The organism is Streptomyces sp. NPDC005374 (assembly GCF_042872225.1).
In the GTDB taxonomy this organism is placed as follows: Bacteria; Actinomycetota; Actinomycetes; order Streptomycetales; family Streptomycetaceae; genus Streptomyces.
Genome location: NZ_JBIAKA010000016.1, coordinates 40,999 through 63,666, shown reverse-complemented (window position 1 = coordinate 63,666; position 22,668 = coordinate 40,999). Strand labels below are relative to the sequence as shown.

The window sequence follows — 22,668 nt, the reverse complement described above, 5'->3', positions numbered from 1 at the left end:
GCAGCAGGAGCCTCATCGCACGACGCCGGCCACTGCGCGAACTCCCGTCACACGCCCGCCGGCTCGCACAGACCGGCCAGTTCGTCCATGGAGAGCCCGAGGGCCCGGGCGAGGGCGGCGACCGTGAAGAACGCCGGGGTCGGGGCCCGTCCGGTCTCGATCTTCCGGAGGGTCTCCGCGGAGATACCGGCGCTCGCCGCGACGTCGGCCATGCTGCGGCCGCCGCGGGCCTCGCGCAGCAGCCTGCCGAGCCGCTCGCCGCGTTGGCGTTCTTCCGGGGTGAGAGGGGTGCGCACCATGGGACCATTCTAATACCGGTATAGTAATTGGCATGGTGGAACTGAAGACGGACACATCGATCGACGCCATGTACGACGCGGGACAGGTGGTCGGGCGCGCCCTGACAGCCGTAAGAGAAGCCGCTGACGTGGGCGTTTCCCTGCTGGAGCTGGACGAGGTGGCGCGCGGGGTGCTGCGGAGGGCCGGGGCCTCGTCCCCGTTCCTCGGGTACCGGCCGTCGTTCGCCACGACCCCCTTCCCCGCCGTCATCTGCGCCTCGGTCAACGACGCGATCGTGCACGGCATCCCGACCGCGTACCGCCTGCGTGACGGCGACCTGGTCTCGATCGACTGCGGTGCCGAACTCGGCGGCTGGGCGGGCGACTCGGCGATCAGCTTCACCGTGGGCAGGCCGCGTCACGCCGACGTACGGCTGATCGAGACCGCCGAGCGGGCGCTGGCCGCCGGGATCGCGGCGGCGGTCGTGGGCAACCGCATCGGGGACATCGCGCACGCGATCGGCACGGTCTGCCGGGACGGCGGGTACGGCGTGCCGGAGGGCTTCGGCGGACACGGCATCGGCCGCCGTATGCACGAGGACCCGCCGGTGCCGAACGAAGGGCGCCCGGGGCGTGGGCTCCGGCTGCGGCACGGCATGGCGCTCGCGATCGAACCGATGCTCATCGGCGGCGGCACGGACGGGTACCACGAGGCGCCGGACGGCTGGACGCTGAAGACGAACGACGGCTCACGGGCGGCGCACGCCGAGCACAGCGTGGCGATCACGGACGCCGGGCCGCGCATCCTGACAGCGCGCTGAGTCACACCGTTCCGGCGCACACCAGAAATGCCCGCCTCCCCCATCCGTGCGAAGGTGTAACCGGCTGACACCCGGGTTACCCGACCCCGGCACGTCGATCAGCGAGGGCGTCCCCGGCCCTCCCCCAGTCCGCGCACGGACTCGGCCCGGGGGGACCCCTGGGGATGCCGGATGGGAACGGCCATGACCAGCGGATTCAGCGGAACCGAGGGCTACGACGCCTTCGGGGAATTCCTCGCCCGCTTCTTCGGCGGACCCCGCCCCGGCCCACGGCAGATCAACATCGGCCAGTTGCTCAGCCGGCCGGCCAGAGAGCTGGTGCGGGGCGCCGCGCAGTACGCCGCCGAGCACGGCAGCCGGGATCTGGACACCCAGCACCTGCTGCGGGCCGCGCTCGCCGCCGAGCCGACCCGGACCCTGCTGAGCCGGGCCGGCGCCGACCCCGACTCGCTCGCCTCGCAGATCGACGAGCGCTCCGGCCCCGTACAGCACCAGCCGGAGGAGGCCCCGCCGCCGACCTCCCTGTCCCTGACCCCGGCGGCCAAGCGGGCCCTGCTGGACGCGCACGAGCTGGCCAGGGCCCGGGGCGCCGGATACATCGGCCCGGAGCACGTGCTCAGCGCCCTGGCCGCGAACCCCGACTCGGCGGCCGGGCACATCCTCAACTCGGCCAGGTTCGCCCCCACCGGTCTGCCTCCCGAGACGGCCCCGGACACTCCGCGTGCCGATGGACCCCGCAGCACCGGCACCCCCACCCTCGACAAGTACGGCCGCGATCTCACCGACCTGGCCCGGCAGGGCCGTATCGACCCGGTGATCGGGCGGGACGAGGAGATCGAGCAGACCATCGAGGTGCTGTCCCGGCGCGGCAAGAACAACCCGGTCCTCATCGGTGACGCGGGCGTCGGCAAGACCGCCGTCGTGGAGGGGCTGGCCCAGCGGATCGCCGACGGGGACGTGCCCGACGTACTGACCGGGCGGCGGGTCTTCGCCCTGGACCTGACCGGTGTGGTCGCAGGCACCCGCTACCGGGGCGACTTCGAGGAGCGCCTGACGAACATCGTGGGCGAGATCAGCGCCAACTCCGACCGGCTGATCGTCTTCATCGACGAGTTGCACACGCTCGTCGGCGCGGGCGGGGGCGGCGAGGGCGGCTCCATGGACGCCGGCAACATCCTCAAGCCCGCCCTGGCCCGCGGCGAGCTGCACATCGTGGGCGCGACCACGCTGGAGGAGTTCCGCAGGATCGAGAAGGACGCGGCCCTGGCCCGCCGCTTCCAGCCGATCCTGGTCCCGGAACCCACCGTCGCGGACGCGATCGAGATCCTGCGCGGGCTGCACGACCGCTACGAGGCCCACCACCAGGTCCGCTACACCGACGAGGCCTTGGTCGCCGCCGTGGAGCTGTCCGACCGCTACCTCACCGACCGCCGTCTGCCGGACAAGGCGATCGACCTCATCGACCAGGCGGGAGCGCGCGTACGGCTGCGCGCCCGCACGAAGGGCACGGACGTACGGGCCCTGGAGCGCGAGGTCGAGCAGCTGACGCGGGACAAGGACCAGGCGGCCGCGGACGAGCAGTACGAACAGGCCATGCAACTGCGGGACCGTATCGCCGAGTTGAAGGGGCGGATCGACGCCGCAGGGGACGGCGAGGCGGACGAGGGGCAGCATCTGGAGGTGACGGCGCAGGCCGTCGCGGAAGTGGTGTCCCGGCTCACCGGCATCCCGGTCAGCAGCCTCACCGAGGAGGAGAAGGACCGGCTGCTCGGCCTCGCGGACCACCTCCACGAACGAGTCGTGGGCCAGGAGGAGGCCGTACGGGTCGTCTCGGACGCCGTACTGCGCTCCCGTGCGGGCCTCGCCAGCCCCGACCGCCCGATCGGCAGCTTCCTCTTCCTCGGTCCGACCGGCGTCGGCAAGACCGAACTGGCCCGCGCCCTCGCCGAGTCCCTGTTCGGCAGCGAGGACCGCATGGTCCGCCTCGACATGAGCGAGTACCAGGAACGGCACACGGTCAGCCGCCTGGTGGGCGCCCCGCCCGGATACGTCGGCCACGAGGAGGCCGGCCAGCTCACCGAGGCCGTTCGCAGGCACCCGTACTCGCTGCTCCTCCTCGACGAGGTGGAGAAGGCCCATCCGGACGTCTTCAACATCCTCCTCCAGGTCCTCGACGACGGTCGGCTCACCGACGCACAGGGCCGCACGGTCGACTTCACCAACACGGTCATCGTGATGACGAGCAACCTCGGCTCGGATGCGATCACCCGCAGGGGCGCGGGCATCGGGTTCGGGCCGCAGTCCGACGAAGAGGCCCGCCGCGAACAGATCCTGCGTCCCCTGCGCGAACACTTCCGGCCGGAGTTCCTCAACCGCATCGACGAGATCGTCGTCTTCCGGCAGCTGACGGGAGAGCAACTACGGGACATCACCAAGTTGTTGCTGGAACGGACCCGCCGCCTGCTCCACGCCCAGGGTGTCACCGTCGACTTCACCGACTCGGCGATCGACTGGCTGGCGGAACGCGGCTACCAACCGGAGTACGGCGCCCGCCCGTTGCGCCGCACGATCCAGCGGGAGGTGGACAACCAGCTGTCGCGGCTGCTCCTGGACGGCACGATCGAGGAGGGCGGCCGAGTGACGGTGGACACAGCAGCAGGCGAACTGACGTTCTCGAAGACCCCCTAGGGGCGCGGGGCTGGATCGATATGCGGCTCCGCCGCGAGGGCGCGACCAGCCCCCACCCGCCCGCAGACAACTACGGCGCGGGGTACACCACTTGCGCAGACCCTCCACCCCTGCGAGAAGTCTCAGCCGCCGCCAGCCACTTCCCACCCGGCAACCGCTGCACACCGGTAGCGGCCCCGATCTCCGGATTCAGCTTGAACGAGTGCCCGATGGCCTCCAGTTGAGACCGCACCCCACTGCTGTACAGCGCCGGCTCCAACTCGGTCTGCGCGGCGTTGCGCTGACTCGCCCGGGGCGCGGCGATCGCGTCCACGAGCGGCAGCTTCCGGTCCACGAACTCGGTCAGCACCTGGAGCACGGTGGTGATGATGGTCGCCCCACCGGGCGAACCCAGCGCCACCACCGGCTTGTTCTGCCGGTCGAGCACGATCGTCGGCGAGATCGAGGACCGCGGCCGCTTACCGGGGCCGGGCAGGTTCGGGTCGTGGGCAGCCGGGTTCGCCGGGGCGAAGGAGAAGTCCGTCAGCTCGTTGTTGAGGATGAAACCGCGCCCGGGAACGGTGATCGCGCTGCCGCCGGTCTGCTCGATGGTGAGGGTGTAGGAGACGACGTTCCCCCACTTGTCGGCCACCGTCAGATGCGTGGTGTTCTCCCCCTCGTACGTCGTCGGCGCCACCGTGCCCCGGTCCGAGCAGGACTCGGGGTCACGCGGATCGCCCGGCGCCACCGGGCTGGTGAGCACCGCGTCGTCCTTGATCAGGCACGCCCGCGAGTCGGCGAACTTCTGGGACAGCAGTCCCTTCGTCGGTACGTCCTCGAAGGCGGGGTCACCGACCCAGCGCCCCCGGTCCGCGAAGGCGATCCGGCTGGCCTCGATGTAGTGGTGCAGGTACTGGACCTCACTGGCCTTCGAAAGGTCGGTGCGCTCAAGGATGTTGAGGGCTTCACCGACGGTCGTGCCACCGGAGGAGGAGGGTGCGATGGAGTAGACGCCGAGTCCTCGGTAGGAGGTCCTGGTCGGCTTCTGCAGCTTGGCCCGGTAGGCGGCGAGGTCCTTCTCGGACAGCGCACCGGGTCGTGCGTTCCATCCTGAACCCGGGTCCACGGGCGGGTGGTTCACGGTGTCGACGATGTCGTCGCCGAGGTCGCCGTGGTAGATCGTGCCGACGCCCTTGCGGCCCAACTCCGCGTAGGTGCGGGCGAGATCGGGGTTCTTGAAGGTGGATCCGACGACCGGGAGCTGACCACCGGGAAGGAACAGCTTCGCGGTGTCCGGGAAGTACCGGAACCGTGTCTCGTTGGACGCGGTCTGCGAGCGGAAGGTGTCGTCGACCGTGAACCCGTCGCGGGCGATGCGCTCGGCGGGCTTCAGGACGGTACCGAGCGATCTGCTGCCCCACTCGCCCAGCGCCGTGGCCCAGGTGGCCGGCGTGCCCGGGGTGCCGACGCTCAGACCGCTGCTGACGGCGTCGGCGAAGGCGAGCGGCTTGCCGTTCTCGATGAACAGGTTCGAGTCGGCGCTCAGCGGTGCCGTCTCGCGGCCGTCGATCGTGTGGACCGTACGGGACTTGGCGTCGTAGTAGACGAAGTAGCCGCCTCCTCCGACGCCGGAGGAGTAGGGCTCGGTGACGCCGAGCGCGGCGGCGGTGGCCACGGCCGCGTCGACCGCGTTGCCGCCCTTCCTCAGGACTTCGATGCCGGCGGCGGAGGCGTCCGCGTCGACGCTGGAGACGGCACCGCCGTAGCCGACGGCGACGGGCACTTTCTCGGGGGTCGGGGTGGCGTGCGGCGGCGCTGCCGCCCCCACCGAGACCACGGCGGCCGACACCGCAAGGACCGACAGTTTCCGCGCGACAGGGCGACGCATCCTTACCTCCAGTCCAAGAACATCCGCGCAGCGTAACCACATCGCCGGGGACACGACAGCCCTCTTCGGGTCAGGTGTCATGCGAATGCCACACTTCGAACACCGGTACGTACCAGTCCGGTCGGCCCGCTAGCATGCGCGCACATGAATGACGACGTGCGCAATATCGTCCTGGGCGTGGTCGCCGCCGGCATCAGTGCCACGCTGGGCTGGCTCGCCCGCACGTACCTGTGGAAGCGGAAGCTCCGCCGCAAGCAGGCCTTCTTCGGGCTGCCGGCCAACTCCGAGTCGCTGCTGGTCGTGAACCGGGACGCCGGCGGCACCGATCTCACGGTGCACCGCTACGACGTGTTCGCCCTGCTCGAACTCTCGGCCCTCATCAAGGACTGCGGCGCGCACGCCGAAGTGGTGGCTCAGGACGTGGCCCGGCAGGGCTTCGGGGAGCGCACGGAGTTCTGCGTCGGCGGCCCTTCGTCGAACCGGCGCATGATGGCGCACATGAGCGCCATGCTGCCCGGGGTGCACGTGAACATCGACGCGTCGGAACCGGGCCCGGTCCGGATGACGTACCAGATAGGCAGCGAGCGTTACCTCCTGGAGAAGGGGGTGTCCGAGTACGTCCTGCTGGCCCGCCTGACCGCCGGGCAGCCCGGACTGAGCCGGCCCGTCTTCCTGTTCTGCGGCCAGACCGCGATCACCAACCAGGCCGCGACCCGCTACCTGGCCCGCAACCACGAGCGTTTGTCCCGCAAGCACGGCAACAATCCGTTCGTCCTCCTCCTGAAGGTGGTCAACTCGCAGGCGTACGGCCCCGATGTCGCCGAACTCGTCGCGGACGTGACCCGCGCGGCCCAGACTCCGCTGCCGACAACCGCGGTCGCACGGAACTCCCACCGCGCCTCCTGAATTGATTCACACCACAACAATCGTTACTCCCACGTAACTTACCGACGGGTTACTTCCGGTAAGGCGCCGAGGTTACCGTCTGGTCACTTTGCATTGACACGAGTAGGGAGTGACCCGTGGGACACCCTCGCAAGGCCCTGCGTACGACCACCGTGGGCGCCGTCTCCGCGACCCTGATCGCCGGTAGCGCCCTCGGACTCGCCCCCACCGCCCAGGCGGCGGACGCCGTCCGCTTCGTCGACATCACCGGCGACGGCGGCACGGTCCTCAAGGCGAACGTCATCACGCCTGCCGGTTCCGACGGCTCGCGGCGCTACCCGCTGCTCGTCCTGCCGACGAGCTGGGGCCTGCCACAGGTCGAGTACCTCGCCCAGGCCCAGAAGCTCGCGAACTCCGGTTACATCGTGGTCAGTTACAACGTCCGCGGCTTCTGGCAGTCGGGCGGGGAGATAGAAGTGGCGGGTCCTCCCGACACAGCAGACGCCTCGAAGGTCATCGACTGGGCGCTCGCCAACACCCCCGCCGACGCCGGGCACATCGGCATGGCGGGCGTCTCGTACGGCGCCGGCATCAGCCTCCTCGCCGCCGCGCACGACAAGCGCATCAAGGCCGTCGCAGCCCTCAGCGGCTGGGCCGACCTGATCGACTCGATCTACTCGGGCCGCACCCAGCACGTCCAGGCCGCGGCCGTGCTGGACGGCGCGAGCCTGGTCACCGGCCGTCAGAGCGCCGAGATCCGGCAGATCTTCGACAACTTCTATGCGTCGAACCTGTCGAAGGAACAGGACATGATCAATTGGGGGAAGAAACGTTCGGCCGCCACATACGTGGACCAGCTGAACAAGAACGGCGCCGCGGTCATGATGGCCAACGCCTGGGGCGACACGGTCTTCGCGCCCAACCAGTACGCGGACTTCTACGAGAAGCTGACCGGCCCGAAGAGACTGGAACTACGCCCCGGCGACCACGCCACGGCCGAGCTGACCGGCCTGTTCGGCCTGCCCAACGATGTGTGGACCGACACCGGGCGCTGGTTCGACCACTACCTCAAGGGCGACGACAACGGGATCGACCGCGAGGAGCCGGTCCAGCTCAAGTCCCGTTCCACGGGCGGCTACGAGGGCTACCCGGACTGGAAGTCCGTCGGCGCCACGCGGAAGAAGATCGCCCTCTCGGGAACGACCACGATCCACACCAACGTCGACTCGGGCGCGGACGGCGGGATCGTCTTCCTGTCCAGCATCCTCGACCAGATCGCCCAGGCTCCCCCGGTCGCCTCGATCCCCCTGCTGCCCCGCCGCTGGGCCGCCGTATGGCAGTCGGAGAAGTACACGAGCGCCCAACAGGTGCGCGGCACCACGACGTTGCACACGACGGTGACTCCCACCAAGGAGAGCGGCACCCTCGTCGCCTACCTGTACGACGTGGGGCCGCTCGGCCTCGGCAAGCTGGTCTCCAACGCGCCGTACACCTTCCACGGACAGACACCCGGGAAGCCCTTCGGCGTCGGCCTGGACCTGTTCTCCACGGCCTATGACGTCCCGGCGGGGCACCGTCTGGCCCTGGTGGTCGACACGGTCGACCCGCTCTACATCGAGCACAACCCGTCCGGCGCTCAGCTGACCTTCTCCTCGCCGGCGAACGACCCGTCGTACGTGTCGATTCCGCTGCGCGAGCAGTGATCTCCGGCCGGCGCCGGGCGGGTATGGCTCTGTTGACCGCTGCCCCTACGGTTCAAGGGCCGTGGGGGGACCCACACCCGGCAGCGGCACCCCTGGGGGCTCGGTCGCCGTCACCGTGGGGGTGAGCGGACCATCGTAGTCGAGGCTCGAAGGCATGGCCGTGGCTCCTCTCAGTGCTTGAGGATCTTGGAGAGGAAGTCCCTGGCGCGCTCGCTGTCCGGGCTGGTGAAGAAGTCGTCGGGGGCGCGGTCCTCGACGATCCGGCCGTCGGCCATGAACACCACGCGATGGGCGGCCGAGCGGGCGAAGCCCATCTCGTGGGTGACGACGACCATGGTCATACCCTCGCGGGCCAGTTGACGCATGACCTCCAGGACCTCGTTGATCATCTCCGGGTCGAGGGCCGAGGTCGGCTCGTCGAACAGCAGGGCCTTGGGCTCCATGGCGAGGGCGCGGGCGATGGCCACACGCTGCTGCTGACCACCGGACAGCTGGGCGGGGTACTTGTCGGCCTGGTCGGCGAGGCCCACCCGGTCCAGGAGTTCACGCGAACGCCGGTCGGCCTCGTCCTTCCTGCGCTTGCGGACTTTGACCTGCGCCAGCGAGACGTTCTGCAGCACCGTCCTGTGCGCGAACAGATTGAAGGACTGGAACACCATGCCGACCTCGGCACGGAGTCGCGCGAGGGCCTTGCCCTCCTCGGGCAGCGGCTGCCCGTCGAGCGTGATGGAACCGGACTTGATGGTCTCCAGACGGTTGATCGTCCTGCAGAGCGTGGACTTGCCCGACCCCGAAGGGCCGATGACCACGACCACCTCCCCCTTGCCGACGGTGAGGTCGATGTCCTGCAGGACATGCAGCTCCCCGTAGTACTTGTTGACGTCACGCAGTTCGATCAACGGATCGACGACGGCCATGCCCAGCCCTACTCAATCTCAGCTGTGTCGTGGTCGCCGCAACCTATCGAGGCAAGATCGCACGCGGAGAACGACACGCACTTTTCGGGCATTAGCCGTATTTACGCCGAAGCGGCGGCCAGGGATTCACTCCTCGGCCACCTCCGCGTACAGCTGGGACAGCTCCGGCACCCCGCTCGCGGCCCATTCGTGACCGGAGGCCACGACGTCGAACTCACGGCCGGATTCGAGCCGGATCACCGGCTGGCCGTCCGACCGCAGGTCCCAGGCCGCCCCGGGCACGGTGCGCACGATGACCGTGCCGAGATAGAGCCCGGCGTCGTTGCCGAGCCAGAGCAGGATCTCCTCGTCGTCCCGCCAGCCCGGCACCAGTTGGTCGAGTGCCTCCAACGAGGTCGCCGTGTCGTCGAGTCGAACGCCCGAACGGGACGCATGGGAGCGCAAGAGCTCACATTCGGCGAGGAGTTCGGCGATGCCTTCGGGGTCGCGGGCTCCGGGCTTCTCACTCCAACCGCCCAGAAAAGGGATCTTCATACGCCCAGCGTGTCACTCACCCGGCCGCATGCACCACAGGCGCGCGGGCCGTCGTTTCCGGTCGACTTCGCGCCTGGCGCGTTGACCTGCCGCCGATGCCTTCTTGGCTCCACGATGCGCATTTCGTCGCTCACGAGATGGAGGATCCGTCTGTGCGCCGGTATGTCTGGGTCGATCCGGTGATCCTCTCCCTGCTCGCAGCACGGTCTCCGGTGAGCGGCTGGAACCACGGTGAGCAGGCGGACCTCGACGGCTCGGGCGCCTCGCCGTCGCCGCCTGGACGGCGGGGCGCATCCTCAACCATGCAAGCGGCAGCGCCGACTTGGCCGGACCGGCGGGCAGTCGCTCACGACAACGTCCGGACTGCCGGTCAGGGCGTGCGCGTGAGCGGTGGCGGAGACGCGCTCGCTTTTCCGGTGGCGTGCGTGAACATTCCCACGGGTCAACTCGCCGGAACGGCACGGCCGTACGTCGTGACGGTGCCGGTGGTCCGGGACCGCGAGGTGGCGTCGGTACGGCTGCCGGAGGCGGACGGGCCGCATGTGTTCGCGCCGGCCGTGCGGCTTCGACAGCGGGGACCGTCCGCAGCCGGGAGACACCGGTCCTGCCGCGCTGGCGGAGTCTGTGGTCCCGGCGCTGCCGTGAGGCGCGCGGGGGCGTCTAGACGTCCAGGTCGACCACGACCGGCGCGTGGTCGGAGGCGCCCTTGCCCTTGCGCTCCTCCCGGTCGACGTACGAGTCGGTGACGGCCTTCGCGAACGGTTCGTTGCCGTACACCAGGTCGATGCGCATGCCGCGGTTCTTGGGGAAGCCGAGCTGGCGGTAGTCCCAGTACGTGAACGGGTGGTCGTACTTGAGGGGCCGCGGGACCACGTCCGACAGGCCCGCCTCGCGCAGGGCGGACAGGGCGGCGCGCTCGGCCGGGGTGACATGGGTGAGGCCCTCGAAGGCGGCCACGTCGTAGACGTCGTCGTCCGTCGGCGCCACGTTGTAGTCGCCCAGGACCGCGAAGGGGCGGCTGCCCGCGGCGTCGCCCGCGACGGCGGCCCTGAGCGCCTCGAACCACTGGAGCTTGTACGCGTAGTGCGGGTGGTCGACCTCGCGGCCGTTGGGTACGTACACCGACCAGACCCGCACCGGGCCGCAGGTCGCGGAGATCGCACGAGGCTCCGGGGCGCCGTCGTAACCGGGGTCGCCGGGCAGGCCCTTGACGACGTCCTCCAGGCCCACCCGGGAGATCACCGCCACGCCGTTCCACCGGCCGGTCGCGTTCACCGCCGCCTCGTATCCCGCGTCGCGCAACTGGTCGAACGGGAACTGGTCCTCGGCGATCTTGGCCTCCTGGAGGCACAGCACATCGGTGCCGGTGCTCTCCAGCCAGGCCAGCAGCCTCGGCAGACGAGCGGTGATCGAGTTGACGTTCCAGGTCGCGATGCGCATGCCTGACAACCTACCCGGCGGCACTGACACTCACAGTGCCGTGCTCTCCCCCGGCGCGAGACGCAGGTGCTCCGCGCCGCCGAGGGCGCCGATCTGGTTGTCGTAGATCGGGCGGGCGAGGTCGGTGAGGAGGGCGTCGTGGATGTCGTAGGCGCGCTGGGGCCTGACCTCGCGGACGTAGTCGATGACCTCGGAGATCTTGCTCCAGGGGGCCATGACGGGCAGCATCAGCGTCTCGACGGCGTGGTCGGGGACGGTGAGGGCGTCGCCGGGGTGGAAGACCCTGCCGCCGTCGACGAGGTAGCCGACGTTGGTGATGCGCGGGATGTCCGGGTGGATCACGGCGTGCAGTTCGCCGTGGACCTGGACGTCGAAGCCGGCGGCGGTGAAGGTGTCGCCGTGGCCGACGGTGTGCACGCGGCCCGGGAAGGCGGCCGAGATCTTCTCCGCGACCGAGTGCAGCGTCCAGATCTCGGCGGCCGGGTTGGCGTCCAGAGCGGCGCGCAACCGGTCCTCGCTGAAGTGGTCGGGGTGCTCGTGCGTGACAAGGATCGCGTCGGCGCCGAGGGCTGCGTCCTCCTCGCTGAAGGCCCCGGGGTCCAGGACGAGCGTCTGTCCGTCCTTCTCCAGGCGGACACAGGCGTGCGACATCTTCGTGAGCTTCATGGGTCCATCCTGCCTCCGGGCCGGGCGGCGGGCTCAGTCGGTGGGGGTGGTCTCCTCGCGGATGACCTGCTGGGCCACCTTGAACGCGCTGTTGGCCGCCGGGACACCGCAGTACACGGCCGCCTGGAGGAGCACCTCCTTGATCTCGGAGGGCGTGAGGCCGTTGCGCAGGGCGGCCCGGGTGTGGAAGGCGAGCTCGTCCAGGTGTCCGCCCGCGACCAGGGCGGTGAGGGTGACACAGCTGCGCGAGCGGCGGTCGAGACCGGGCCGGTCCCAGACCTCGCCCCAGGCATAGCGGGTGAGGAGCTCCTGGAAGTCGCCGGAGAAGTCGTCGGCCTGCGCCAGCGCGCGGTCGACATGCGCGTCGCCGAGCACCTCGCGGCGGACCTTGATGCCGGCGTCGTAGGGGTCGGGGCGGCCATGGCCCAGCGGCGGTTCGACGACGGCCGGGGCGATCTCGGCGATCGGCACGGGCTGCGGCGGCGCGGCCGTCAGAACGGGCTTGAGCGGGGCCGCGGGGATCGCGGTCTGGCCGGTGGCCGAGTCGAAGGCGGGCTGCCAGGCGGTGGAGAAGTGTCTGACCAGCAGGTCGGTGACGGCTGCGGGCTGTTCTACGGGCACGAGGTGGGAGGCGCCGGGTACGACGGCGAGCCGGGCGTCCGGGATGCCCGCGACCAGGGTGCGGGCCTCGGCGGGTCCTGTGACCTGGTCGTCGGAGCCGGCGAGGACCAGGGTCGGCACTCCGACGCTCGCGAGGTCGGCCCGTACGTCGAACGCGGCGAGCGCCTCGCAGGCCGCGATGTAGCAGCCGGGGTCGGTGGTGCGCACCATCTGCACGGCCCATTCGGTGATCGCGGGCTGAGCGGCGGCGAACCCGGAGGTGAACCAACGGTCCGGCGATGTACGGGCGATGGGATCGAGCCCGTTCGTCCGTACAATCACGCCGCGCTGCCGGAACTCGTCGGCCGTGCCGAAACGCGGCGAGGCGGCGATGAGCGCGAGTGAGGCGAGCCGCTCCGGGTGGCGCAGCGCCAGCTCCATGCCGACCGCACCGCCCAGCGCGCACCCCGCGTAACCGAAGCGCTGCACCCCGAACCGGTCGAGCGTGGCGAGCAGCCGGTCGACGAGGTCGCCCGCGGAACCCACCGGGTAGGCGTGCGCGCCACCGTGCCCGGGCAGGTCGAACCGGAAGACACGCCACTGCTTGACCAGGTCGGGGACCTGACGGTCCCACATGTGCCAGGTCGTGCCGAGTGAGGGACCGAGGACGAGGACCGGGGCGTCTTCCGGGCCGTCGAAGCGGTACTGGAGGGCGGGGGTCGTCGTCTCAATCACGTCAAGCACGCTCTCACATCTCACCCATTCCCACGCCCCTGGGTCGCAGCCCCACCCAAGCCGTCCCACCCTGTGGCGACTTCGCGGAGATCCTCCGCAGGGCGCTTCACATGCCGTTCCTCGGCGGAGCGGCCCGAACGGGCACGGGCGGTGTCAGAGGTCGTTCGGTGTGCCCAGGCCCGTGAGGGCCCCCACGGGGTCCAGGTCCGGGGTGCCTCGGGGCCACCAGTCGTCGTGGCCCGGTTCGGACTCGTAGGCGTACCAGAGGCCGTCTCGGCCCAGGCGGAGCTGGACATGGCCGCGGGGGTGGGTGAGGTGGTTGCGCCGGGGGCGGAAGGCGGGGAGGTCGGCGGCGAGCAGCAGAGGCCTGGCGCGGTCGAAGCGGCCGGCCGGCGGGTCCCAGGGCTCTTCGAGGACGGCGAGGCCCTCGGGGCCGCCCTGACGCCAGGCGGCGACCGCGCGGGCCAGGTCGGCCGGGGTGTGGTCGGTAGCGGTGGCGAGGGAGGCGTAGAGGGCGCGGGTGCCCGCGGTGAGTCCGGAACCGGGGCGGGCGGCGGCGAGCCGTACGGCGTCCTGCCACAGGGTCAGTTCGCCCACGGGGTCCTGGCCGGTGCCGAGCAGGACGTGGGCGCGGGCGGCGGCGTCGGTGGCCAGCTGGTCCAGGGCGAAGGGGTCGGGGCCGCCGGGGGACGCGGGGTACGCCGGTGGCTGCTCCGGGTGCGGAGGAACCGGCAACGGGGCGGGAAGCGGCGGGAGCCGACGGGAGGCGAGGGCTTCACTGGCCCGTACGCCCGGCAGCGGCGCCGGCTCCTTTTCCTGCGCCGCGCGTGCCGCCCGGGTGGCGCTGAGGCGGGACAGGGCGTCGAGCAGTTCGCGTTCGCCCCGGCCGCGCAGCAGGAACAGGACGAAGGGGTCGGCGTCGAGCAGGCGCGCGGTCTGGTAGCAGAGGGCCGCGGCGTGCTTGCAGGGGTGGCCGCGGTCGGGACAGCTGCACTGCGGTTCGAGGTCACCCGGGCCGGGGAGCAACGGCACTCCGCACTCCGCCAGCGACTGGGGCATCTCCTTGTCGAGCAGCGCGGCAATGTGTCCGGTCCGGTCGGCGGCGAGGTCCAGGAACCGGTCCCAGTCGACGTCGCCGAGCGTCCGCAACCGCACCTGTACGCGGTACGGCCGCGGGCGGCTCCCCTGCACGTAGGCGAGCACGAGTCCCGGCGTCACGGTGATCGCGTCCACATGCCCCCGCTCGGCATAACCACAGCCCCGCGACAGCCTCTTGGCGTCCAGGGCGCCCTCCTCCAACGCGGTGACCCAGGCGTTGCCCCACCAGGTGGCGGCGAAGCGGGCGTCCTGCGAGGACCGCGGGGTGAAGGCGGGGAAGGTGCGGCGCAGCTCGTTGTCCCGGTTAGGGGCGGCCATGGAGTGGGGGTGACGGGGGGAGGACGGGGCGGGTACGGGTACCGGGAGGAGCCAGTCCTTGTCGGCTTCGGCTGCGGCGGCGTCGGCTGCGGTGAGGTCGGTGTCCAGGGTCGAACTCCCCTGCCGCGCCACGCCGTTGTCCTCGGGTACCTCCTCCGGCAGGGCCACGTCATCAGGCATCCGGAAGGCGTCGGCCAGCAGCTCCCGCACATCACGGGCCCGGCCACCGGCGGCGGGGCCCGGGGTGCGGGTTCGGTCCCGGGACGCGGTCGGGGCGGTGCGACGCGACCGACGCGCGAGTGCGGCCTCGGCCTCGGCGGCTGACGTATCGGCCCGCTTCTTTCGTGCCGCACGCAACGCTTCGCGGGCGACATCCGCAGGGCGCGATTCGGGACGCCCGGGCTCGCCATCGTGGGCGGCCGCAGCGGGCGGAGCCGTGTCGGCGACCTGATCCGCGTCCCTGCCCGTGGGAGCGGTGGAGGCAGCGGGTCGGGCGCCGACCACGGTCGCGTCAGCCTGGCTTGTGGCCTCGCCTCCGTCTGCGTTCGAGGCACGCCGGGCTGCGACAGCTCCCCGCAGGGCCGCGCGAGCCGCGTCACCGGGTCGCGGCTCCGCGGGGGCGGGCGCCGCGGCTGCGGAAGGGGCCGTGACTGTAGTTGCAGCTGTGGCGGGGGCCGTAACGGCGTTTTCGGGCGCCGCGACCGCAATGCCCCGGCCACGAGACGTCCCCGTCACATCGGCCTGGCCCCCGGGCGCCCCCGTCGCGTCAGCTTGCCCACCAGACGTCCTCGTCCCATCGGCTTGCCCACCGGGCGTGCTCGTCGCGTCGGCTTGCCCACCAGACGTCCTCGTCGCATCGCCTTGGCCCCCGGGCGCCCCCGCCACATCGGCTTGTCTGCCAGACGGCCCCGCCACATCGGCTTGCCCACCAGACGCCCCCGCCACATCGGCTTCCCTGTCAGGCGTCTCCGTCGCATCGGCGTCCGTGGTCGGCCGACGAGCGGCCCCTTCAGCCGCCGAGCAGTCCACTCCCTCTGCGACGGGGCGGCCCGCGTTCTCGGTCCCAGGGCCGCCGGTCTCGCCGGCCCCCTCGGCCGCGAAGCTCCCGGGCTCTCCCGCCCCGGGACCGTCGTCCCCCTCAGCCACAGGGCCCCCTGGCTCCTCCGCGCCCGAACCGCCGGCCCTCTCGGCTGTGAAACTCCCGTCTTCCCTCGCCCCGAGTCCGTCGTCCCCCTCAGTCACCAGGCTCCCCGCACCGGTCACCGCAGATGTGCCCGCTCCCGGTGCTTTCCCGCCGGCCTCCCCGGCGGCCGTCGCCCCGTCCGCCTCGGTCCTCTCCCTTGCCGCCCGCAGGGCCCGGCGGGCGGCGTCGGCGGGGCCCGGGGTCATGTCGGCCTCCTGAGGGAGACGAGGTCGGTCAGCTCGCGGTCGGTGAGTTCCGTGAGGGCGGACTCGCCGGAGCCGAGGATCGCGTCGGCGAGGGCGCGCTTGGCTTCGAGCATCTCGGCGATGCGGTCCTCCACGGTGCCCTCGGTGATGAGGCGGTGGACCTGGACGGGCTGGGTCTGTCCGATGCGGTAGGCACGGTCGGTGGCCTGTTCCTCCACCGCCGGGTTCCACCAGCGGTCGAAGTGGACGACATGACCCGCGCGGGTGAGGTTGAGGCCGGTGCCCGCGGCCTTGAGCGACAGCACGAGGACCGGGATCGCGCCACTCTGGAAACGGTCCACCATGCGTTCCCGCTCCGGCACCGGCGTACCACCGTGCAACAGATCCACCGGTACCGCGCGGGCGGCGAGGTGGGCGGCGATCAGACGGGCCATCCGCACGTACTGCGTGAAGACGATGGCCGACCCGTCCTCCGCGAGGAGGGTGTCCAACAGCTCGTCCAGCAGGGCCAGTTTGCCGGAACGGGCGACCAGTCGCTCGCCCGCCGTCGAGGGGACCTCCTCCTTCAGGTACAGCGCGGGGTGGTCGCAGATCTGCTTCAGCGCACCCAGCAACTTCAGCACCAGGCCCCTGCGCGCGATGCCCTGTGCGGTCTCGATCGCCAGCAACGACTCGCGCACCACCGCCTCGTACAACGACGCCTGCTCGCGGGTGAGCGGCACGGGGTGGTCCGTCTCCGTCTTGGGCGGCAGTTCGGGGACGATGCCCGGGTCGGACTTCTTGCGGCGCAGGAGGAACGGCCGGACGAGCCTGGCCAGTCGCGTGACCGCTTCCTCGTCCTCGCCGTTCTCCACCGCGCGCGCGTGCCGGGCGCGGAAGGACTTCAGGGGGCCGAGGAGCCCGGGAGTCGTCCAGTCGAGCAGCGCCCACAGCTCGGAGAGGTTGTTCTCGACCGGTGTGCCGGTCAGGGCCACGCGCGCGGGCGAAGGGATCGTACGCAGGGCCTTGGCGGTCGCCGAGTACGGGTTCTTGACGTGCTGGGCCTCGTCGGCGACGACCATGCCCCAGGGCTGTTCGGCGAGCCGGGCGGCCGCCGCCCGCATGGTGCCGTACGTGGTGAGGACGAAGCCGCCGTCGAGGTCGTCCAGACTGCGGTCCGTGCCGTGGAAGCGGCGCACGGGGACGCCGGGAGCGAACCGGGTGATCTCCCGCTGCCAGTTGCCCAGCAGGGAGGCGGGGCAGACCACGAGTGTCGGTTCGCGGCGCTTCCGGCGCAGGTGCAGGGCGATGAGGGTGATCGTCTTGCCGAGCCCCATGTCGTCGGCGAGACAGCCGCCGAGGCCGAGGGAGGTCATGAGGTCCAGCCAGGCCAGGCCGCGGAGTTGGTAGTCGCGGAGCGTGGCGTGCAGACCGGGGGGCGGTTCGGCGGGGTGTACGCCGGCCGTCAGGCGGTCGCGCAGGGCGGCGAGCGCACCGACGGGCACCGCCTCCACAGTCTCTCCGTCGACCTCCGCGCTGCCGGTGAGGGCGACGGAGAGCGCGTCGACCGGGTCGAGCAGGCCCAGTTCGCGCTTGCGGGCCTTGCGGACGAGGGCGGGGTCGACCAGCACCCACTGGTCCTTGAGGCGTACGACGGGCCGGTGGGCCTCGGCCAGCGCGTCCATCTCGGCTTCGCTGAGCGGGTCGCCGCCGAGCGCCAACTGCCAGCGGAACTGCAGCAGTTCCTCGCTCTCGAAGAAGCCGGTGCCGTCGGTCGCCGAGCCCGGGGCCGACCGGACCACCGCCGCCGCCGTGAGGTCCTGCGCGAGGTCCCGCGGCCAGTGCACCGCCACTCCGGCCGCCGCGAGCCGGGGCGCGGCCACGCCGAGCAGATCGCCCAACTCGTCGTCGGACAGGGCCAGTACGTCGGGCACGTCCTGTTCGCAGAGCCGGTCCAGCGGCGGCCAGACCCGGGCGGCCCGCCGCACCGCCAGGGCCGCGTCCACGCGTGCGCGTGGTCCGAAGACGGCGTCGGCCTCCCCCGCCCACAGGGCCGCCGCGTCGGTCACCAGGGTCGGGTCGGCGAGGCTGTGCACCTGGACGATCGCGGCTCCGGCACTGCGCACGCCGTCGGCTTCCGCGTCGAACAGGTTGTACGCCGACAGATCCAGCCGGAGCGAGATCCGCACGCCCGCGTCCATGCCGGCGGCGACCTCCGCGGCCCAGTCGTGGGCGTGCGGCAGCCGCTGTGGGGCGCGGGCCGCGAAGGGCCTGCCCGAGGCGAACGGGGCGGCGGGGGTGCGGGGCAGCGTGTCCGCGACGGCGTCCAGGAAGGAACGCACCAGCGCTTCCGGTTCGGGCAGCCGGAGCGGGCCCGGGCCGGGCAGCGGGACCGCATGTCCCTCATGGGGCAGGGCGGCGGCGATCGCCCGCAGGTGGGCGATGTCGTCGGGGTCCAGCGGGCCCGCCCGCCAGGCGTCGTGGCCGGTGGCGGTCAGGCCGGGCAGCAGCCGGCCTCGGGCCGTGAGCCGCAGCGCGTGCAGAGCGGCAGCGCCCCAGCAGGCGGTGGCGGGGTGGGCTGCGGGGTCGCGCCGGGCCCGGACCAGGAGCGGCAGGGCGTCGCCGAGCGGGAGCGTGAACGCGGGGGTGGTCCGCCGCCGGACTCCTGAGCCGTGCGGTCGTACGACTGTGAGCTCGGTGCGTGCAGTGTCCTCGGCGGGCTGCGACGCGCCCTCGGGGTCCCAGAACGCGATGCGGCCCTCACGGGGAAGGGGCGCGGGCAGGAAGACCGCGGCGAACCGGACGGGGACGGTCTCCCCGTGCCACTCGGCCCTGTTCTCGGCGTTCTCGGCCACCATGGCCCTGTCGCTCATACGTCCTGTCACCTCCCGCCCGCGTGTCGGATCAGTCGTCTTCGACTCTACGGGCGGGCTCTGACAATCGGCTCCGGCGACGGGCCGGGGCCCGGTCGTCGGAGCGCCCGTCACGGGACGGTGCGCGAGACGACGTACACCTTGGGGGCGTTCGGCACGGTCAGGTTGACCATGATGTCCTGGGTGGGCGCCGGGTCCTTCTGCGCGTGGGTCAGACCCCACCAGGAGCGCGGGCCGTCGAACTTCCAGCCGCTGACCTTCTGGTCGCGTTCACTGATGGAGATGTCGCCCTTCTTCAGGTCGGCGCGGCTGACGCCCATGCCGGTGAGGAAGGCGGCAAGGCCCGCGTCGGTCGTGCGGAACTGGACGTAGAGGCGGCTGGTCTTCCAGTTGTTGGTCTCGTAGGAGGCGACCAGGTCCGCGGGGTGCGGAACCGGCACCCGGTAGAGGCGGCGCTGGACCTTCGACGGCCAGTCGGGGGTCAGGCCCGTCGCCGAGTACTTCGCCTCCTTGTCCTTGCCGCTGTCGCGACTCTGGTTCGCGGAGATCACCAGATAGCCGGCCGGTACGCCGATGAGCAGGCCGATGATGAGCAGCGTGATGGCCCTGCGGCGGATCATGTGGCGGCGGTCCTCGGTGGGCCGCTCCGGCTCGTCCGGGGACGTCGTCGCCTGGCGCGGCAGGGATGCCGTCATGCGGTGTCCCGGGAGGTCCGGCGGGACTCCACGTACCGCTCGTAGCGCTCGTACCGCTCCACCCGGCGCCGGTTGGCACGCCGGAAGCGGCGTGCGACCAGCCGGGCGAGGTCGGCGGCGCCGACCATGCCGGCCTCGGGGCCCAGCTGGGCGCGGGCGATGCGGGCCTCGGGGCGGTAGCCACGCCCGGTGAGCTGGCGCTTGAACGCGTCCCGCGCGGGGCCGATCAGCAGGTCGTCGGCCGCGCTGACGCCGCCGCCGATGACGAAGCAGGACGGGTCGAGGGCGGCGGCGAGGTTGGCGATGCCGACGCCGAGCCACTGGCCGATGTCCTGGAGCAGCTCGATGCACATCGCGTCGCCCTCACGGGCCAGCTCGGTGATCATCGGGCCCGTGATCTCGTCGATGTTGCCCTTGACGTGCTCGATGATCCCGTAGGCCACCGGGGAATCGGCGGCGGCCAGCTCCCTGGCCTCCCTGACCAGCGCGTTGCCGGAGCTGTACTGCTCCCAGCAGCCGCGGTTGCCGCACGGGCAGCGGTGACCGCCCGGGACGACCTGCATATGGCCGAACTCGCCGGCGACGCCGTACTTGCCGCGCTTGACCGCGCCGTCCTCCAGGATCGCGCCGCCGATGCCCGTGCCGAGCGTGATCATGACGAGGTGGTCCTCGCCACGCCCCGCGCCGAAGCGCCACTCGGCCCAGGCCGCGGTGTTGGCGTCGTTGTCGACCAGGACCGGTACGGCGAGGCGGCCGGCGATACGGTCCCGCAGCGGCTCGTTGCGCCAGGACAGGTGGGGGGCGAACAGGATCCGGTTGCGTTCGGCGTCGACCCAGCCGGCCGCGCCGATGCCCACCGCGTGCACGTCGTGGCGGTCGGACAGGTCCAGGACCAGTTCGACGATGGTGTCCTCGACGACCTTGGGGCTCTTGGACTTGTCCGGGGTCTCCGTGCGGACCTTCTCCAGGATGTTGCCGTCGGCGTCGACGACACCCGCCATGACCTTGGTGCCGCCGATGTCGATGCCCACCGTAGGCACACGGGGTGCGGTCAGGTGTGAGCGGCGTTCCCTCGTGCCGACGGTCCGCAGGGCGGGGGCGCGGCGGGAGCCTATGGGGGCGCTGAAGTTGCCGTAGGTGCTCATCGGCCCTGATTCTGCCGCACGCTCACGCTGGGTGCCGAGCGGGGGAGCAAAGGGGGGTGCGCGATTCGTCGCCGAGTGCGGGGGCGTGGGGGCTGAGCGCGCGGTTCCCCACACAGGCCCTAAGGCCGGACCAGTAGCTGGAATTCGAATGAGTAGCGTGTCGGGCGATAGGTATGTGTGCCGTATTCGACCGCTCGGCCCGTGTCGTCGAAGGTCACGCGCTGCATGGTGAGCAGGGGGGCGCCCTCCTGCTCCGCCAGGCGATTCGCCTCCGCGTCCGTCGCCGCTCTCGCACCGATCGTCTGGCGGGCGCTGTGGAGGGTGATGCCCGCCGTGCGCATCATGCGGTACAGGCCCGTGGCCTCCAGCTGGACAGTGTCCAGGTCCAGGAGTTCGGTCGGGATGTAGTTGATCAGGTACGCCATCGGCTCACCGTGTGCCAGCCGGAGCCGTTCCACCCGGTGGACGTCGCCGCCCTCGGCGACCCCCAGGGCCGCGGCGATCTCCGCGGTCGCCGGGACCAGGGTGTTGACGAGGACCTTCGTCGCGGGCCGCTGGCCGGCCGCCTCCAGGTCGTCGTAGAGGCTGCTGAGCTCCAGCGGGCGCTTGACCTGGCTGTGCACGACCTGGGTGCCGACTCCGCGGCGGCGCACGAGGAGGCCCTTGTCGACGAGCGACTGGATGGCCTGACGGACGGTGGGCCGGGACAGGCCGAGCCGGCCGGCGAGCTCGATCTCGTTGCCCAGCAGGCTGCCGGGGGTGAGGGTTCCGTGCTCGATCGCGGCCTCCAGTTGCTGGGACAGCTGGAAGTACAACGGCACCGGACTGCTCCGGTCGACACTGAGCTCGAGTGTCACAGTCGGGTCTACTTCTGGTTTCGGCACGGGAGCGAGCGTAGCTGCGAGCGTTGTTGACGGGAAGTCGTGTAGTTCGGTTGTCCGGACATACTGATTGACAGGGTGGGGGCTGCGCCCACATTTTGTTCACATGCGCATCGGGGTCATAGGGACGGGCCGCATCGGCACCATTCATGCGAACACGCTCAGCCGCCATCGGGAGGTCGGTTCCTTAATAGTCACGGACGCGAACGGCGCGCGGGCCCAGGAGCTCGCGCAGCGCCTCGGTGAGACCGCGGCCCCCGGCGTCGACGAGATCTTCAAGTGGGGCGTGGACGCCGTGGTGATCACCACGGCCACCTCGGCCCACGCCGAGCTGATCGGCCGGGCGGCGCGCTCGGGGCTGCCGGTGTTCTGCGAGAAGCCCATCGCGCTCGACCTGAACGGCACACTGCACGCCATCGCCGAGGTGGAGACAGCCGGAACGGTTCTCCAGATGGGCTTCCAGCGCCGCTTCGACACCGGTTACGCGGGGGCGCGGGAGGCCGTGCGCTCGGGGCGGCTGGGACGGCTGCACACCGTGCGCGCGCTGACCTCCGACCAGGCGCCGCCGCCGGTCGAGTGGCTGCCGCTGTCCGGCGGGCTGTACCGGGACACCCTGATCCACGACTTCGACATCCTGCGCTGGGTGACCGGGCACGAGATCGTCGACGTGTACGCCGCCGGGTCCGACGCCGGTCCGCCGATGTTCCGGGCCGCGGGCGACGTGGACACCGCGGCGGCCCTGCTCACGCTCGACGACGGGACCCTCGCGACGGCCACGGCGACTCGGCTGAACGGCGCCGGGTACGACGTGCGGATGGAGCTCGCCGGCGAGCTGGACCAGGTCGTGGTGGGCCTGGACGACCGCACGCCCATCGCGTCCACCGAGCCCACCGGGCCACCCGCGGCGGACAAGCCGTGGACGGGGTTCCTGGAACGCTTCGGCCCGGCCTATGAGGCCGAGCTGGCCGCGTTCATCGAGGTGGTCCGGGGCGAGAGAGCGAACCCCTGCGACGGGCGGGAGGCGTTGCAGGCACTGCGGATCGCCGAGGCCTGCGAGGTGTCCCGGCGGGAGCACCGGGCCGTGCGGCTGGCGGAGATCCCGGGCGGCGCGAGCGCGGCCGCGTTCTGAACCCGTCGAGCCGTGACACCCGGCTCG

17 protein-coding genes are annotated in these 22,668 nt (G+C 71.5%); 5 read left to right on the top strand and 12 right to left on the bottom strand.

Translation table 11 applies throughout. The features are described 5' to 3' along the window. Window positions 1–47: 47 nt before the first annotated feature. On the bottom strand, window positions 48–299 hold the full coding sequence (locus ACFYRX_RS34120) for a helix-turn-helix domain-containing protein (protein ID WP_389108285.1): 252 nt from the start codon (window positions 297–299) through the stop codon (window positions 48–50). 32 nt (window positions 300–331) lie between these two features. On the opposite strand from ACFYRX_RS34120, the gene map reads away from it, so the two are divergent. Continuing rightward, window positions 332–1,099: a type I methionyl aminopeptidase gene (gene map, locus ACFYRX_RS34115; RefSeq protein WP_389108282.1), complete on the top strand. Its 768-nt coding sequence runs from the start codon at window positions 332–334 to the stop codon at window positions 1,097–1,099. A 183-nt stretch (window positions 1,100–1,282) separates the two neighbouring features. Then, entirely contained in the window at window positions 1,283–3,787 is a 2,505-nt protein-coding gene (locus ACFYRX_RS34110) for an ATP-dependent Clp protease ATP-binding subunit (protein ID WP_389108279.1), read from the top strand. 70 nt (window positions 3,788–3,857) lie between these two features. Here the strand turns inward: ACFYRX_RS34110 and ggt are convergent, their stop codons facing one another. Next, window positions 3,858–5,654, bottom strand: coding sequence for a gamma-glutamyltransferase (ggt, locus tag ACFYRX_RS34105; protein WP_389108276.1), 1,797 nt, complete (start codon window positions 5,652–5,654; stop codon window positions 3,858–3,860). A gap of 144 nt (window positions 5,655–5,798) precedes the next feature. On the opposite strand from ggt, the gene ACFYRX_RS34100 reads away from it, so the two are divergent. Both ACFYRX_RS34100 and ACFYRX_RS34095 read left to right on the top strand, forming a co-directional pair. Continuing rightward, window positions 5,799–6,560, top strand: coding sequence for a hypothetical protein (locus tag ACFYRX_RS34100; RefSeq protein ID WP_389108274.1), 762 nt, complete (start codon window positions 5,799–5,801; stop codon window positions 6,558–6,560). Window positions 6,561–6,676: 116 nt separating this feature from the next. Continuing rightward, complete coding sequence (locus ACFYRX_RS34095) at window positions 6,677–8,242, top strand: CocE/NonD family hydrolase (RefSeq protein WP_389108271.1); 1,566 nt, start codon at window positions 6,677–6,679, stop codon at window positions 8,240–8,242. A gap of 170 nt (window positions 8,243–8,412) precedes the next feature. Here ACFYRX_RS34095 and ACFYRX_RS34090 read toward each other — a convergent pair whose 3' ends face one another. The 10 genes from ACFYRX_RS34090 to ACFYRX_RS34045 all read right to left on the bottom strand — a co-directional run bounded on the left by ACFYRX_RS34090 (window position 8,413) and on the right by ACFYRX_RS34045 (window position 21,488). Continuing rightward, complete coding sequence (locus tag ACFYRX_RS34090; RefSeq protein ID WP_389108268.1) at window positions 8,413–9,159, bottom strand: amino acid ABC transporter ATP-binding protein; 747 nt, start codon at window positions 9,157–9,159, stop codon at window positions 8,413–8,415. Between the two features lie 126 nt (window positions 9,160–9,285). Next, window positions 9,286–9,693, bottom strand: coding sequence for a DUF6278 family protein (locus ACFYRX_RS34085; RefSeq protein ID WP_389108265.1), 408 nt, complete (start codon window positions 9,691–9,693; stop codon window positions 9,286–9,288). 660 nt (window positions 9,694–10,353) lie between these two features. Continuing rightward, window positions 10,354–11,133, bottom strand: coding sequence for an exodeoxyribonuclease III (locus ACFYRX_RS34080; protein ID WP_389108262.1), 780 nt, complete (start codon window positions 11,131–11,133; stop codon window positions 10,354–10,356). Between the two features lie 30 nt (window positions 11,134–11,163). Further along, a complete protein-coding gene (locus ACFYRX_RS34075; RefSeq protein ID WP_389108259.1) occupies window positions 11,164–11,799 on the bottom strand; it encodes an MBL fold metallo-hydrolase in 636 nt (211 codons plus the stop codon). Between the two features lie 33 nt (window positions 11,800–11,832). Further along, complete coding sequence (gene pcaC / locus ACFYRX_RS34070; RefSeq protein WP_389108258.1) at window positions 11,833–13,134, bottom strand: 4-carboxymuconolactone decarboxylase; 1,302 nt, start codon at window positions 13,132–13,134, stop codon at window positions 11,833–11,835. Window positions 13,135–13,287: 153 nt separating this feature from the next. Continuing rightward, complete coding sequence (locus tag ACFYRX_RS34065; protein ID WP_389108256.1) at window positions 13,288–15,285, bottom strand: SWIM zinc finger family protein; 1,998 nt, start codon at window positions 15,283–15,285, stop codon at window positions 13,288–13,290. A 650-nt stretch (window positions 15,286–15,935) separates the two neighbouring features. Further along, window positions 15,936–18,791, bottom strand: a complete 2,856-nt coding sequence (locus tag ACFYRX_RS34060; protein ID WP_389108253.1) for a DEAD/DEAH box helicase — start codon at window positions 18,789–18,791, stop codon at window positions 15,936–15,938. Window positions 18,792–18,901: 110 nt separating this feature from the next. Beyond that, window positions 18,902–19,486 (bottom strand): sugar kinase, encoded by a 585-nt coding sequence (locus tag ACFYRX_RS34055; protein WP_389108251.1) that lies wholly within the window; start codon window positions 19,484–19,486, stop codon window positions 18,902–18,904. Further along, entirely contained in the window at window positions 19,483–20,631 is a 1,149-nt protein-coding gene (locus ACFYRX_RS34050) for an ROK family glucokinase (protein ID WP_389108246.1), read from the bottom strand. The genes ACFYRX_RS34055 and ACFYRX_RS34050 overlap by 4 nt, the downstream gene beginning before the upstream one ends. Window positions 20,632–20,750: 119 nt before the next feature. Continuing rightward, window positions 20,751–21,488 (bottom strand): GntR family transcriptional regulator, encoded by a 738-nt coding sequence (locus ACFYRX_RS34045; RefSeq protein ID WP_389108243.1) that lies wholly within the window; start codon window positions 21,486–21,488, stop codon window positions 20,751–20,753. A 130-nt stretch (window positions 21,489–21,618) separates the two neighbouring features. Between ACFYRX_RS34045 and ACFYRX_RS34040 the strand changes: the two genes are divergently transcribed. Further along, the gene (locus ACFYRX_RS34040) at window positions 21,619–22,641 is read left to right on the top strand and encodes a Gfo/Idh/MocA family oxidoreductase (RefSeq protein WP_389108240.1); all 1,023 of its coding nucleotides are present in this window, start codon (window positions 21,619–21,621) and stop codon (window positions 22,639–22,641) included. Window positions 22,642–22,668: the final 27 nt, after the last annotated feature.